At 68.5% G+C, this 14,379-nt stretch carries 13 protein-coding genes; 9 read left to right on the top strand and 4 right to left on the bottom strand.

The annotated features are described in order from the left end of the window. Nucleotides 1-75 precede the first annotated feature (75 nt). On the top strand, nucleotides 76-801 hold the full coding sequence (locus EV644_RS01760) for an SDR family oxidoreductase (RefSeq protein WP_132187277.1): 726 nt from the start codon (nucleotides 76-78) through the stop codon (nucleotides 799-801). Between the two features lie 46 nt (nucleotides 802-847). Here the strand turns inward: EV644_RS01760 and EV644_RS01755 are convergent, their stop codons facing one another. After that, entirely contained in the window at nucleotides 848-1,036 is a 189-nt protein-coding gene (locus EV644_RS01755; protein ID WP_132187278.1) for a hypothetical protein, read from the bottom strand. A 113-nt stretch (nucleotides 1,037-1,149) separates the two neighbouring features. Between EV644_RS01755 and EV644_RS01750 the strand changes: the two genes are divergently transcribed. After that, complete coding sequence (locus EV644_RS01750; RefSeq protein WP_199239596.1) at nucleotides 1,150-2,385, top strand: MFS transporter; 1,236 nt, start codon at nucleotides 1,150-1,152, stop codon at nucleotides 2,383-2,385. Here EV644_RS01750 and EV644_RS01745 read toward each other — a convergent pair whose 3' ends face one another. Next, nucleotides 2,386-3,129: a hypothetical protein gene (locus EV644_RS01745; protein WP_241997840.1), complete on the bottom strand. Its 744-nt coding sequence runs from the start codon at nucleotides 3,127-3,129 to the stop codon at nucleotides 2,386-2,388. It abuts the gene before it with no gap. A gap of 56 nt (nucleotides 3,130-3,185) precedes the next feature. Here EV644_RS01745 and EV644_RS01740 point away from each other — a divergent pair, with 56 nt between their 5' ends. Then, entirely contained in the window at nucleotides 3,186-3,830 is a 645-nt protein-coding gene (locus tag EV644_RS01740; RefSeq protein WP_132187281.1) for an IclR family transcriptional regulator, read from the top strand. Between the two features lie 22 nt (nucleotides 3,831-3,852). Here the strand turns inward: EV644_RS01740 and EV644_RS01735 are convergent, their stop codons facing one another. Further along, a complete protein-coding gene (locus tag EV644_RS01735) occupies nucleotides 3,853-4,326 on the bottom strand; it encodes an Lrp/AsnC family transcriptional regulator (RefSeq protein WP_241997841.1) in 474 nt (157 codons plus the stop codon). Nucleotides 4,327-4,486: 160 nt separating this feature from the next. Here EV644_RS01735 and hppD point away from each other — a divergent pair, with 160 nt between their 5' ends. From hppD to EV644_RS01705, 6 genes are all read left to right on the top strand, one after another. Continuing rightward, nucleotides 4,487-5,689, top strand: coding sequence for a 4-hydroxyphenylpyruvate dioxygenase (gene hppD / locus EV644_RS01730; protein ID WP_132187283.1), 1,203 nt, complete (start codon nucleotides 4,487-4,489; stop codon nucleotides 5,687-5,689). A gap of 167 nt (nucleotides 5,690-5,856) precedes the next feature. Beyond that, entirely contained in the window at nucleotides 5,857-6,327 is a 471-nt protein-coding gene (locus EV644_RS01725) for a hypothetical protein (protein ID WP_132187284.1), read from the top strand. A gap of 43 nt (nucleotides 6,328-6,370) precedes the next feature. Beyond that, nucleotides 6,371-7,744: an FAD-binding oxidoreductase gene (locus EV644_RS01720; protein WP_132187285.1), complete on the top strand. Its 1,374-nt coding sequence runs from the start codon at nucleotides 6,371-6,373 to the stop codon at nucleotides 7,742-7,744. Between the two features lie 102 nt (nucleotides 7,745-7,846). After that, a complete protein-coding gene (locus EV644_RS01715) occupies nucleotides 7,847-8,503 on the top strand; it encodes a hypothetical protein (protein WP_241997843.1) in 657 nt (218 codons plus the stop codon). Nucleotides 8,504-8,509: 6 nt separating this feature from the next. Then, a complete protein-coding gene (gene cseB / locus EV644_RS01710; protein WP_132187286.1) occupies nucleotides 8,510-9,208 on the top strand; it encodes a two-component system response regulator CseB in 699 nt (232 codons plus the stop codon). Nucleotide 9,209: 1 nt separating this feature from the next. Beyond that, a complete protein-coding gene (locus tag EV644_RS01705) occupies nucleotides 9,210-10,454 on the top strand; it encodes a HAMP domain-containing sensor histidine kinase (protein ID WP_132187287.1) in 1,245 nt (414 codons plus the stop codon). Nucleotides 10,455-10,591: 137 nt separating this feature from the next. On the opposite strand, the gene EV644_RS01700 is transcribed toward EV644_RS01705, so the two are convergent. After that, complete coding sequence (locus EV644_RS01700; RefSeq protein WP_241997844.1) at nucleotides 10,592-14,377, bottom strand: endo-alpha-N-acetylgalactosaminidase family protein; 3,786 nt, start codon at nucleotides 14,375-14,377, stop codon at nucleotides 10,592-10,594. Nucleotides 14,378-14,379: the final 2 nt, after the last annotated feature.

The following is a 14,379-nucleotide window of genomic DNA, read 5'->3' as shown; positions in this document are numbered from 1 at the left end:
TCCCAACCAGGGACCGCCGATCCCTGGTTCGGCTCGCTCTGCCTGGACGCCGGGATCCCGCCCAGCCTGGAGCGCATGAAGAAGAAGATCGCGCTGGTCACCGGCGCCAACAAGGGAATCGGCAAGGAGATCGCCAGGCAGTCGGGCGAACTCGGCTACACGGTCCTGGTGGGCTCGCGGGATCTCGCCCGCGGTGAGGCCACCGCCAAGGAACTCGTTGCTGCCGGCATCGACGCTCGGGCGGTCCAGCTCGAGGTCACGGACGAACGGTCCACCGGCGCCGCGGCGGCCGCGATCGAGCGCGAGCACGGGCAGCTCGACGTATTGGTGAACAACGCGGCGATCATCCCTGAGGGCGACGGGCCTGTGTCCGAAATCTCGGCGGACGCGCTGCGGGCGGGGTACGAGACGAACGTCGTCGGGCTGGTCCTCACCACTCGGGCGATGCTGCCGTTGCTTCGCCGGGCGGACGACGCGCGGATCGTGAACCTGTCGAGCGAGCTGGCGTCGCTGACCCGGGTGGGGGATCCGGAGTCGCGGATGTCGACCGTGCTGACGCTCGCCTACAACTCGTCGAAGGCCGCGGTGAACATGGTCACGGTGATGCTGGCCAACGAGCTGCGAGGCACCGGCATCCTGGTGAACGCCGCTGACCCGGGCAATTGCGCCACCGACATGGGCGGCTGGGACGCCGCGCGCACGCCGTCCCAGGGCGCGGCCGTCGCCGTGCGCCTAGCCACCCTCACGCCCGGCGGCCCCACCGGCGAGCTCCACGCCGAATCCGGCCGCCTGCCCTGGTGAGAGCAGCCCTCGGCCTCGGCCGAGGGCAGTCAGGTCGGCGCGAGTGTCAGTCGAAGTCGAAGATCGAGTTCTTGTCGTAGAAGTGCAGGACGTAGCGGCAGTTCTGGCAGATCAGCAGGGTCATCCGGTGGGAGGTGAAGCCCCAGCGCGAGTCGCTGCGGGCCTCCTCCTGCTGGAACTGCGGGCAGCTGCAGAGTGGGCAGGTGAGCGTCGGTGCTTGCGGCTGGTTCGTCATAACGGGTACTGACGCACGCCGCCCGTCCGCGGTGCCCCCGAACCAGATGGTCCGCCAAGCGGTGCCACCCGGCCGCTATAACGAGCGAGTTGGTCGTGACATAGGTTCTGACCGTGGCCCGCCTGCTGACTGATGTCCGTCCGCTCAAGGAGTCGGCCGATTTCCGGCGGTTGTGGATCGGGTCCACGGTTTCGCAGCTCGGGCAGCAGATGACCGCGGTGACCGTCTCGATCCAGGTCTACGCGCTGACCCGCTCGACGTTCTCGGTCGGCCTGGTCGGACTCTGCTCGCTGGTGCCTCTGGTTGTCTTCGGCCTGTACGGCGGGGCGATGGCTGATGCCGTCGACCGGCGACTCCTCGCGCTGGTCTCCTCGGGCGGTCTCTGGTTGCTGTCGATGCTGCTGGTCGTCCAGTCCGAGCTGCACTGGAACCAGGTCTGGGTCCTGTACGCCGTGGTCGCCGTCCAGTCGGCGTGCTTCGCGGTGAACGGCCCGGCGCGCTCCGCGATCGTCCCGCGGCTGATCCGCCCGGAACTGCTGCCGGCCGCGAACACCCTCAGCCAAGCGGCCTTCAACCTCGGCTTCACCGCCGGGCCACTGCTCGGGGCCGCGGTGATCGCCTGGCAGGGGTTCGGCGCGGCGTACCTGGTCGATGTCATCACCTTCACCGCCGCTCTGTACGCGCTGTTCCGGCTACCCCCGGTCCCACCGACCGGTACGGTCCGGCGCGCGGGACTCCGCTCGGTGCTGGAGGGGTTCACCTTCCTCAGGGCGGCCCCGGTCCTGCTCGCCACCTTCGTCGCGGACATCCTGGCCATGGTCTTCGCGCAACCCCGCGCGCTCTTCCCCGCGGTGGCGGGCTCCTTCTTCGGGGGCGGCGTACGGACCGTCGGCCTCCTGCAGGCGGCTCCCGCGATCGGGGCGCTGGTGGGAGTGCTGTTCTCGGGCTGGGTGAGCCGGGTACGCCGCCAGGGCGTGGCGATCGTTGCCGCGATCACCGTGTACGCCGCCGCGGTCGGCCTGTTCGGGTTGTCCCGCACGATCTGGCTGGGTGTCGCCCTGCTCGCGCTGTCGGGTGCCGCCGACATGGTGAGTTCGGCGTACCGGAACACCGTCCTGCAGTCGGCGGCGCCGGACGCGATGCGCGGGCGTCTCCAGGGCGTGTTCATTGTCGTCGTCGCGGGCGGTCCGAGGCTCGGGGACTTCGTCGCCGGCACGACCGCCTCACTCACCACGCCCACGATCGCGCTGCTCGGCGGAGCGTGCGTGTGCATCGTCGGCCTGTTCATCCTGCTCGCCTGGAACAAGCCCTTCCGCCGCTACGACTCGCAAGTCCGCGCCCTGCGCTGATCAGCCGCCGGTGGCCAGCTTCTTGAGCACGGTGGGCCAGGAGTCCAGGTCGGGGTTGATCCGGGTCATCGGCTTGTCGCCGACGGTGACGATCTTGCGATCGCCGAGCGGCTTCTTCAGCTTGACCGGGGTGAGCGAGATCGCGTCGTCCGGCGGGCACGGCTCGGTGGAGTCGAACAGCACCGAGATCTTCTCGTCGGTCTGCTGGATCTTCAGGTCGATCGTGCAGTCCGCACCCACGCCGACCAGGAAGTCCGCATCGTCGTAGTCAGGCCTGTTCTGGATCCACTTCAGGTACTTGGGCTTCTTGCCCTCGACCAGCTGGTACGCCGGAACCGGCTGCTGGGTCTTCTCGAACGCCTCGCCGCTGCCGCTGTTGAAGAACTCGCCGAAGATCATGTTGATGCACGGATCGGCCATCGTCTTCTTGTCGTCCACCGCGCCCCACGCCTTCGCCGCCTGGTAGCAGCCGTTCGCCTCCCGGTTCAGCGAGACGTTGAACCCGATCAGCGCCAGCGCGGCGATCACCAGGGTGCCGGCGAGCATCCGCCGGGACCGGATCTGCTTGTCTCCGAGGCGATCGGCGTCCTCGACCTCCTCGGCCGTCGCGTCCGTCGGCTGTTGCCGGAACAGCCCCAGAACGTTGCTGGTCCAGCGCGGATTGATCAGCGTCGGGACGGCGTAGACGAGGATCAGCACGACGCAGACGGCGATGGCGGGGAGGAGCGCCCAGTAATTTCGCACGGCAGCAAGATACGGGGCCATCGGGCCGCGGCCGAAAAAACGGATACGCTTCGCCTGTGCCCGCAGAGACGTCCCAGACTCTCGACCGGGGACTCACCGTCCTCGAGTTGCTGGCGGACGCCCCGGACGGCCTGTCCATCACCGAACTGGCCGCCGCGCTGAGCGTCAGCCGGACCGTCGTCTATCGCTTGGTGAACACGCTCGAGCTGCACCGGCTGGTCCGGCGCGACAGTGAGGGCAGAGCCAGGCTCGGGCTGGCCGTGCTGCACTACAGCCGCCGCGTCCAGCCCACCCTTCGCGACGCGGCCCTGCCGGTACTGCGCTCGCTGGCCGAGGACACCGGCGCGACGGCACACCTGACCGTGGCTGACGGTGATGAGGCGCTCGCCATCGCGGTGATCGAGCCGAGCTGGACCGATTTCCACGTGTCGTACCGGATGGGATCGCGGCACGCGCTCGACCAGGGCGCCGCCGGCAAGGCCATCCTCGCGGGCCGCCGCAAGCCGGATCCGGCCGGTCGCCCCTTCGTCATCACCGCCGGCGAACTCCAGGCCGGCGCCCAGGGCGTCTCCTCCCCGGTGCTCGGTGTTCCGGGCGTCGAAGCCTCGATCGGCGTCGTTGTCCTCGGCAAGCTCGACCGCGACTTCGTCGGCCCCCGAGTAGCCCGCGCCGCCGTGGAAGTGGCCAAACGCCTCGCGTGACCGCCCGCGACACGCCCGAGAATCACGGTTTCGTGGCGGCGTGCAGGAGCGGGAGGACTCGGTGGGGGATCTGTTCGGCCAGGGCAATGACGGTGGAGGCGCGTTGGATGCCTTGGACGATGACCACCTGGTCGATGACGCGTTGGAGGTCTGCGTTGGAGCGGGCGACTATGCGGCACCAGAGGTCTTCGGCGCCGGTGATCGTGTGGACCTCCAGGACCTCGGGGATCGTGGCCAGGGCGGCTGCTACCGCGGTGTGGCCTGAGCCCTGTTCGATCTGCAGGGTCGCGAACGCGGTCACCGGGTAGCCGATGGCGGTGGTGTCCACGTCCGGGCCCCAGCCGCGGACCACGCCGTCGCGCTGCAACCGGTCCAGCCGGGCCTGCACGGTCCCGCGGGCCACCCCCAGCCGGCGCGAGGCCTCCAGTACGCCGACCCGCGGCTCGGCGGCGAACAGGTCGAGGATGCGCGCGTCCAGCGCGTCCACTCCAGTCACTGGCTTCCTCCTAGTCATGGTGACCAAATAGCCCAATAGAACCTAGAGAATACTGGTCAACCTGCGCAGTCAAACAGAGAACTGTTGCGCAACCTGTCCGCCTGCGGCCAAGCTCACCACCAAGCCGAACCCGACCGCCCCACCGACCGGGAGGACCCCGATGACCAGCACCGACCTCACCCCCGCCGAGCTCGACGCCGATCTCGACCTCGACCAGCTGAAGCAGCTCGTCGGACTGGTGCCCTACGACGAGAGCACCGACCCGTTCCCGGTGACCGCGATGGACGCCGTGGTGTTCGTCGTCGGCAACGCCACCCAGACCGCGAAGTACTACCAGCTCGCCTTCGGGATGGATCTGGTCGGCTACTCCGGCCCGGAGACCGGCAACAAGGACAGCAAGGCGTTCGTGCTGAAGGCGGGGTCGGCGCGATTCGTCATCACCGGGGGCGTGCACCCGGCCAGCCCGCTGCACGACCACCACCGCAAGCACGGCGACGGCGTCAGCGACATCTCGCTCGAGGTGCCGGACGTGGACAAGTGCATCAAGCACGCGCGGGCCGCGGGCGCCACCGTGCTGGAGGAGCCGCACGACGTGACCGACGAGCACGGCACGGTCCGCCGCGCCGCGATCGCGGCGTACGGGGACACCCGGCACTCGCTGATCGACCGCAGCGGGTACCACGGCCCGTACCTGCCGGGGTTCGTCGAGGCCGAGACCTCGGTGGTCCGGCCCGAGGGGCACCCGAAGCGGCTCTTCCAGGCCGTCGACCACGTGGTCGGCAACGTCGAGCTCGGCCTGATGGACGAGTGGGTGACGTTCTACAACAAGGTGATGGGCTTCGTGAACATGGCGGAGTTCATCGGCGACGACATCGCCACCGACTACTCCGCGCTGATGAGCAAGGTGGTCGCCAACGGCAACCACCGGGTCAAGTTCCCGCTGAACGAGCCGGCCATCGCGAAGAAGAAGTCGCAGATCGACGAGTTCCTGGAGTTCTACGACGGCGCCGGTGCCCAGCACATCGCGCTGGCCACCAACGACATCCTGCGCACCGTCGACATCATGCGGTCCAACGGCGTGGAGTTCCTGGAGACGCCCAACTCCTACTACGAGGACCCGGAGCTGCGGGCCCGGATCGGCAACGTGCGGGCGCCGATCGAGGAGCTGCAGAAGCGCAAGATCCTGGTCGACCGGGACGAGGACGGCTACCTGCTGCAGATCTTCACCAAGCCGATCGGGGACCGGCCGACGGTGTTCTACGAGCTGATCGAGCGACACGGCTCGCTCGGCTTCGGCAAGGGCAACTTCAAGGCGCTGTTCGAGGCGATCGAGCGCGAGCAGGAGCGCCGCGGCAACCTCTGACCGCCCGACTGATCGGTAACTTCGCGACACGCACGGTGACGCGCCCGGGACACTCCGTTCCGGGCGCGTTCATTGTCCGATTACCGGATTGACTGTCAGGTCAGGGGAGGTTCGCGTACCCTGCCCACTGAGTGTGCGTCGGGGCGTACGCTCAGGAAGGGTTTTCGATGAAGACACTGGGCATTCTGCTCAGCACCGCGGGCCTGGCCGGAGTGGGCGTTCTCGCCGTGGCCACGCCAGCTCAGGCGGCCGAAGCCGCCAGTTGCTCGGGTGCGACCTCCATCTCGTCCAACAGGATCCTGCGCGACCACAAGCCACCCGGCTTCGGCAGCGTCCGACTGGTCCGGGACAGCTGTTCGCGGTACTGGGCCGAGATCACGATGATCTCGCGGCTGCCGAAGAACGCGAAGGCGAACGTGTACCTGGTCCAGTACGGCGGCGCCAACGCGGGCCGGACGTTGTCGTGCGACAGCGGCGGCGGCACCGACGCGGTGATCGCCGGGCAGCGAACGTGCCGGACGCCGAAGGTGAAGTCGACCGACCGCCGGGTCACGTTCGTAGCGGTCGCGCGCGAGTTCCACAACTACGGTGGCGGCTTCGAGGAGATCTCGGAGAACGCGACCAGCCGGACCCGCTGACAAGGCCTGCCACATCCCCGTGGGCGCACTAGGCTCAACTGGTATGAACGATCTAGTCGAGCGTCTCCGGAAGGTGCTGCCGCCGGAGGCGCTGGTAACCGATCATGACCGGATCCAGAGCTACCGCTACGACCGGGCGATGTTCTGCCCGGCCGGTGAGCCGATCGCGGTCGTGCTGGCGCGCGAGACGGCGCACGTCCAGGCGGCGGTGCGGATCGCCGCCGAGGCGGGGGTGCCCGTCGTGCCGCAGGGCGCGCGGTCCGGCCTGTCCGGTGCCGCGAACGCGCTGGACGGCTGCATCGTGGTGTCCCTGGAGAAGATGGACAAGATCCTCGAGATCCAGCCCGTCGACCGGTACGTCGTGACGCAGCCGGGCGTCTTCAACGCGGTGCTGTCGCGCGCCGTCGCCGAGCAGGGACTCTTCTACCCGCCGGACCCGTCCAGCTGGGAGTTCTGCTCGATCGGCGGCAACCTGTCGACGAACTCGGGCGGCCTGTGCTGCGTCAAGTACGGCGTCACCACGGACTACGTGCTCGGCCTCGAGGTCGTCCTCGCCGACGGCCAGGTGCTGCGGACCGGGCGCCGTACCGTCAAGGGCGTCGCGGGCTACGACCTGACCAAGCTGATCGTGGGCAGCGAGGGCACCCTCGGCATCATCACCGAGGCCACGCTGGCGCTACGTCCGGCGGCGGCCCGGCCGCGCACGATGGCGGCGCTGTTCGACTCGGGCGTGACGGCCGGCAACGCGATCATCGAGATCATCCGCAGCGGCGTCTCGCTGTCGTTGCTGGAGATCATGGACCGCACCACCATCTCGGCGGTCAACGACTACAAGCGGATGGACCTGCCGACCGAGGCCGCCGCGATGCTGATCGCGCAGTCGGACGCGGGCGGCGAGGCCGGTGCCGCGGACGTGGCGACGGTGGCGAAGCTCTGCCGCGAGTACGGCGCGATCGAGTGCATCGAGGCGGACGACCCGGCCGAGGGCGAACTGCTGCTCGAGGCGCGCCGGGTGGCGCTGACCGCGCTGGAGACGCTGGGCACCACGATGATCGACGACGTCTGCGTACCGCGGTCGCGGCTGGCCGACTTCATCGGCGCGATCGAGGAGCTCTCCGCCAAGCTGGACATCACCGTCGGCGTGCTCGGCCACGCGGGGGACGGCAACATGCACCCGACCGTGGTCTTCGACGCGACGGACCCCGAGCAGGCCCGCCGCGCCCAGGTGGCGTTCGACCGGATCATGGAGATCGGTCTGGAGCTCGGCGGCACCATCACCGGCGAGCACGGGGTGGGCGTGCTGAAGCGGGACTGGCTGGTCCAGGAGATCGGTCCGGTGGCGGTCTCGGTGCACCACGCGATCAAGGCCGCGCTGGACCCGAAGAACATCCTCAATCCCGGCAAGGTCGTGACGTGAGGGTTCTTTCCGGTTCTGTGATTCAACCGCAACGGAACTGCCGCGGTCACAGGACGTTCATGGCCGTCGAATGTGACGTGCCGCCCGCACTATGGAAGGCAGTTGACTGAACCAGCGGGGGAGATTTTGAGGCAAGGCAGGAGGAGACCCAGGCGCGCACGGCAGCTGATCCCGGCTGCACTGGCCGCAGGGAGCCTGCTGGCCCTGGCCGGTTGTGCGAACGGCAGCGGGCTGCGGGTCGAGGACTCCGACGTGCCCGCCCCCGCGTCGACGCCGTCGATGTCGACCAAACAGGGGTTCGTGCCGAACGAGGAGCCGACAGCGAAAGCCGTCCCGGCCGTCACCCTGAGCCTGGACCAGGTCCGCAAGATCCTGCTGGCAGACAAGAAGCTGGACGAGCAGTCGCGCAAGGTGCTGGACAAGTGCACCGTGACCACGCGCTGCCTGAAGCCTGGCCCCACCGTCGACGCGATGCACACCGGCCGGCCCCAGCAGGTGGTGCTGATCCAGACGTTGGACCCCTTCGTCTTCGGCGCGTTCCTGATCGCGCCGGAGCCGTCGCCGCCACGCCGGGTTTGGAGTATCGCGGCTCAACAGTTGAAGATCAATGCCGGTAGGCAAGGCGAGCTGATCGTCCAGTCGGAGATATTCGACCTTGACGACAAGCCCTGTTGCCCGTCTGGAACCCGGGTAGAGGTCTACCGTTGGCTCGGCGGCCAGATGACCAAGGTGAGCTCGCAGGATCAAAAGGGAGACTGAACTTCGGTGGTACCGGAAGAACCGGCAGCGCACATCCTGATGGTCGAGGACGACGCGGTGATCCGTGAGGCGACCCAGTTGAGCCTTGAACGCCACGGGTACGACGTCACCACGGCCGAGGACGGCCTGGAGGCGATCGGGAGTTTCGAGAAGCTGCACCCGGACGCGGTGATGCTGGACATCATGCTGCCCGGTCTGGACGGCATCTCGGTGTGCCGGCGGATCCGGGAGTCCAGCACGGTCCCGATCGTGATGGTCTCCGCCCGCGGCGACGCGCTCGACGTGGTCCTGGGCCTCGAAGCCGGCGCCGACGACTACGTCACCAAGCCGTTCGACACCCAGGTCCTGGTGGCCCGGCTGCGCGCCGTGATGCGCCGTGCGGTCGCGGACCCGGAGCGGCCCGCGCCGTCGACGGGCGCGAGCATCGAGTCGTTCGGCGACCTCGAGCTCGACCGCGAGGCGCTGGAGGTCCGCCGGGCCGGCAGCACCGTGCAGCTCACGCCGACCGAGCTGAAGCTGCTGATCGAGTTCGCGAACAACCCGGGAGTGGTGCTGAGCAGGTCCACCCTCTTGCAGCGGGTCTGGGACTACGAGTGGGGTGGCGACGGCCGGCTGGTCGACGTCCACCTGCAGCGGTTGCGGACCAAGATCGGCGCGGACCGGATCGAGACGGTACGCGGATTCGGGTACAAGCTGCGGGGTTGATGTGGGCCTCCGCAGCAAACTGGGCCTGATCATCCTGCTCGTCTCCTCACTCGCGATCCTGGTGCTCTGCGTCGCGGTCTACACCCAGGCACAGTCGTCCCGGCTGGACCGGACCCGCAGCTTCGCCGACGAACGGATCCAGTCCGCCGCGGAGATCTACAACCGCACCGACGTGCAGGGCCTCGGCGCCCGGCTGGACGATCCGGACCTGCCGCCGCAGTTGCGGGAGGCGGTGCTGGAAGGCAAGCGGGCCACCTTCAAGACGGCGTCGCCGAACGCGAAGATGTGGGCCGCCGTCGGGGTCAAGGACGGCCGGATCCTGTCGATCGTGCAGGACTACGACACCGACGACGTGTCCATGAGCGCGCTGCGCCGCGCCCTCATCCTGGGCGGAATCGGCACGGTGGCCCTGGTCGCCCTGGTCAGTGTCGTCGCGGCCGGCAGCCTGTCCCGCCGCATCGTCGCGGTCGCCGGTACCGCGCGTCGCATCGCGGGCGGTGATCTCGATGCCTCGGCCGCGGAAGCGGCTGGCAAAGGCAAGGACGAGGTGCAATCGCTGGCCACAGCGCTGGACACGATGGCCAGTTCCCTGCGGGGCCAACTGGAAGCCGAGCGCCGGTTCACCGCGGACGTCGCACACGACCTGCGAACGCCGGTGACCGGCCTGCTGACGGCCGCTGAGCTGTTGCCGCCCGGCCGTCCGAGTGAACTGGTCCGGGACCGCGCGAAAGTCCTGCGGCGGCTGGTGGAGGATCTGCTGGAGATCGCGCGGTTCGACTCCGGTGTCGAGCAGGCCGATCTGGAACACGTCGGCCTCGGCGCGTTCGTCGGCTCCGCGGTCGGCCGGCTTCGGATGCAGCAGTCGCTCGCCCCGGACAGCGTGGTCGTGCACCGGGTCGACCCGGAGGAAGTGGTGTCCACCGACTCCCGCCGGATCGAGCGGATCCTGGCCAACCTGATCGTCAACGGTCTGCGGCACGGACGGCCGCCGATCGAGGTGACGGTGGAGGGCCGGACCATCGAGGTAGTCGACCACGGCAACGGTTATCCCGAAGAGTTGATTGCCGAGGGCCCCCGTCGGTTCAGGTCCGGGATGGCCGAGCGTGGGGTCGGCCACGGCCTCGGCCTCACCATCGCCGCCGGCCACGCGAAAGTCCTCGGCGCGGAACTCACCTTCGGTACGGCGCCCGGCGGCGGCGCCTGCGCCCGGCTGGTTCTCCCCGGCAATCCTCAGACGGAGTCGTAACACAACTAATCGCCTAGGTGACCAGCCAGGCCACCTACTCGGTCAACGTCGTCAAGTAACCCAGTACAGCTACTAACCCAGGACAGCGGCGCCATTCCCGGGGGAGATGGCGCCGCTGTCTGCTGTTCGGGCAGTTCCTACCGGGTGCCGTAGACGTTCAGTTCCGCGGCCGATCCGAAGACCGCGCCGTTCAGCGAGCTGGTGCCGACGAACTTCACGTAGCGGCCGGCCTTCGCGGGGAAGTCGACCCGCTGCACGGCGATGGAGTTGGGGAACTCACCGGTCTTCACCGGCGCACCCCAGTCCTGCCCGTCCGTGCTCACGTAGATCTCGTAGCCCTTGAACATCCCGTTCGTGCCACTCTGCCGAGGCAGGTAGCCGAACCCGTCCACCTGGTACGTGGTACCGAGGTCCAGCGTGATGTGGTGCGGATACGTGGCCGGGGTGGAGACCTCGGACCAGGCGGAATGCCAAAGGGTGCTCGGGTTTCCGTCGAGTGCGGCGGTCGCCGGACCGCCTGTGGCGACATCCTCGCTGCTCACGTCGGCCACCTTGATCCTCGACTGCGGCACGATCCCGGGCGGCAGGAGGGTCGCCTCGGCCGTGGTCGTCGCCGTACCACCGGTTGCCGTGAGCACGTACTTGCCCTCGGGTGTTCCGGCCGGTGGGGTGACGTTCCAGGTCGTGATGACACTGGTGCCGGCGGCAACCGTCGGGTGGGTCGCCGGAGTGGTTGCCTCGACGGTCCACCCGGTCGGAGCCGTGAGGGCCAGCGTGATGTTGCTGACGGCAACTACGTCGTTGTTGGCGAAGGTGGTGACCACCGTGTTCGCCTCGCCCGAGACCATGCCGTTGAGGCCCGCTCCGGACAGGCTCAGCGAAGTACAGTCGGCGGCTTCGCTGGACGCGCCCAGGTCGGTGACGGCGAAGTTGTCCATGATGAAGTCGGCCTGGTCGCCACCGGATGACAGCTTGCGGAGGCCGACCCAGTAGTCGCCGCCGCAACCGGCCACGAACTCCTGGTCGAAGGTCGCCTTGGTCCGCTGCGCGCCGATCGGGGTGGACTTCACCTCGACGGACTGCGGGCGGTCGACACCCTGCACCCAGGTGTACTGGCCGGCCTGGCCGCTCTCGTAGTCGAAGCTGACCTTGTACTTGTGGCCCGGCTTGAAGTCGACCGTCCACGGTGCGGTCCGGTAGACGAGGCCCTCGTTCTCCTCGTGCGACTTGAGCGACCAGTCGCCGTCGAGCACGTCGTCGACGAGCTTGCCGTTCCAGCCGGCCTGCGTGTACGGCGCGTGCTTCTTCAGCAGGCTGGTCCGCGGGTCCGTGGTGCCACCCGCATCGCCCTTCACAAACGGTCCCCAGCCCTGGTCGACGTTCTCGAAGTCGTCCACCAGGCCGGCGCTCGGCCGCTTCGTCTCCACCACCCGGACGTCGTCGATGCGGACCTTGGTGTTGCCGGCCGCGGCTCCGATGCTCAGGTCGGCGGTGGAGCCGGTGGCGTCGAAGAGCACGCGCGCCCGCTGGTAGTACAGGTCTTGCTTGTCGTCGGACGCGACCTTGTTCTGTGCCGTGGAGCGGCTGAGCGAGGTGTTGACGCCGTTCACCGAGATCGTGGTCCTGCGGGACTTGCCCGGTTCGACCTCGATCCACGCGGAGGCGCTGTACGTTCGGCCGTTGGTGAGCCCGGTGATCACCTGCTTGAGGGCGGTCTGCTCGGGTCCGAGGACGGCGACGTGCTGTCCGTTGGCCAGGGTGTCGAGCTTCGCGGAACCGGTCGGGCTCCAGGCCTTCAGATCACCCGCGTTGAAGCCCGGGTCCTTCAGGTGGCTGCCCTCGCCCCAGTTGGCCGCCTGCGGAGCCGGGGCCTGGTCGGGGTACAGGACGTACGGCTGACCAGGCTCGGCGTTCAGGGTCACGACGCCCTTGCGGACGGGTGCCGTGGTCACCTTGACCCGGCCGGTGTCGGTCAGTTTGTAGACGGTGAACTTGCTCGTGCTCGCCAGCGCCGCCGGCACCTGCCATGCAGTCGGGCCGCCCTCAGGGTTGTAGTGGTAGAGCTTCTTGTCGTTGTCCCACGGGAGCAGGTACTTGTCGCCGTCGAGCACCTTGGCCGCACCGACGTACAGGCTGCGCTTGCCGTTCTCGACGGTGCCGCGGACGCCGCCGGTGAAGGCGATCTCGTTCGGGTTCCAGTCGCTGATCTGCTGCTGCTGGAGGAACTTGGCCGGCAGGTTGCGCTGCCAGACGTTGGCGTAGAACTTGTTCCAGTCGGTCTCGCTGGTCCAGCCCTCGAACTCGACGATCGACGACTGGCCGAGGATCGGGTCGGCGTTCCAGACGTCCTTCTCATGGTTGCGGACGAACCGGATGATCTTGCTGTTGAGGCCCTTGTTGGTGGCACCGCCGTAGTCGAGGTCGTTGGCCCAGTGCGACCACAGCGAGGTGCGCTCGTGCCTGTCCGCCCACTCGGTGGCGACCTGCCAGCCCTGGTCGGCGAGCTGCCTGGTCAGGCCGTCCGCCAGCCAGCCGGACTGGTAGTACACGTCGATGTAGAGCTCCTGCAGGTTCTGGTCGGTCTCGTCCCGCAGTTGCTGGAAGCGCTTCACGATGTTGCCGGTGGCAAGGTCCGGGCGCTGCTTGATGTAGTAGCTCTGGTTCAGCCAGTTCCAGCCCTTGCTGGACTTGTCCACCAGATCCTCGCTGAACGCGTTCGCCTCGGGGTACGACTCTGTCGCGTTCACGTGTACGCCGAACGCGGCGTTCCAGTCCTTGCCCTTCTTCAGCAGCGTGTTCAGGTCGGCGAGACCGCCGGCGCGAATGTTGTAGTTGCCGCCGTAGTCGGGGTGCGCGGAGTCGTGACCCTCGGAGCCGTAGCCCTTCAGCAGCGCCATCTGGCCGAGTCCGTCAGTGGCCAGCGAGATGCGCTTCACGTCGTCGAGCGTTCGCAGGAACGGGTGCGTCGCCTGGCTGGCGAAGTTGAACGGGATGTGCGTGACGACCCGGTTCTTCACCTGGTCGCCGCCCTTCGGCTCGGTCATGATCGAGCGGAACGCGATCGCGCCGTCCTGCCAGTCGACGGTCTTGTCGTCGTTCGCGTCCGGCGTCACGACGACCTTCGCCCAGGGGAGCGGCTCGGTGTACGGCGAGGTGTCGGCGCGGTACGTCCACTGGCCGCTCCACACGCCGACCCGACTGGTCCCGTCGGCGGCCTTGCGAGCGCGGTGCCAGAAACGCGCACCGTCGTCCACGGACTGCCCGGACGGTTTGTCGTAAACGGAGTTCGATTCGATCCCGGCGGCCAGCTCGTTCGTGTTGACCAACGCGTACGCCGCTCCGGTGGCCGCGGGCTCGGCCGGAGTCGTCGGGGTGACCGGGCTGATCTTGTCCGCGGTACGGGTGGAGTCCGGGTCCAGCGTGGTGAAGGCGGTGGTCGCGCCGGCGTCGGTGCTGGCGACGGAGACCAGGTCGTGGTCGGGGATGTCGATCGTGTTCACCCGGCTGGTCTCGGTGTCGCGGATCGCGTCGATGCTGAACGTGGTCACCCGGCCGGTCACGGCCAGGCCGGCGTCGAGCTCGACTCCGGGGAGCGCGTCGAAGGCCAGCTTGTACGACGCCCGGCTGCTGGTGATCGTCGGTGGGCCGGCCAGGTGCGCGGTCCGGGCGGTGCCGTTGATAGTGATCGTGGAGATGGCGTCGGGCTGGCCGCCGAGGGTCTTGCCGGACGCGTTGTCGGCGTACCGGATGACGCGCGGGAAGTCGGCGCCGACGGTGACGGTCAGCTCGTTCGAGCTGAGGGTGGGCGGGTCTGCCGCGGTCGGGGCGGCCTGTGCGGGGACGGTCAGTGCTGGGGCGGCCACGAGAAGGCCGCCGGTGAGGGCGAGAGCGGCGGTCAGAGCCGCTGGGCGAATGGGAATCACGG

The sequence above is a fragment of the Kribbella orskensis genome (genome assembly GCF_004342085.1).
GTDB classification, from domain to species: domain Bacteria; phylum Actinomycetota; class Actinomycetes; order Propionibacteriales; family Kribbellaceae; genus Kribbella; species Kribbella orskensis.
This window is presented reverse-complemented; position numbering and strand designations above follow the sequence as displayed.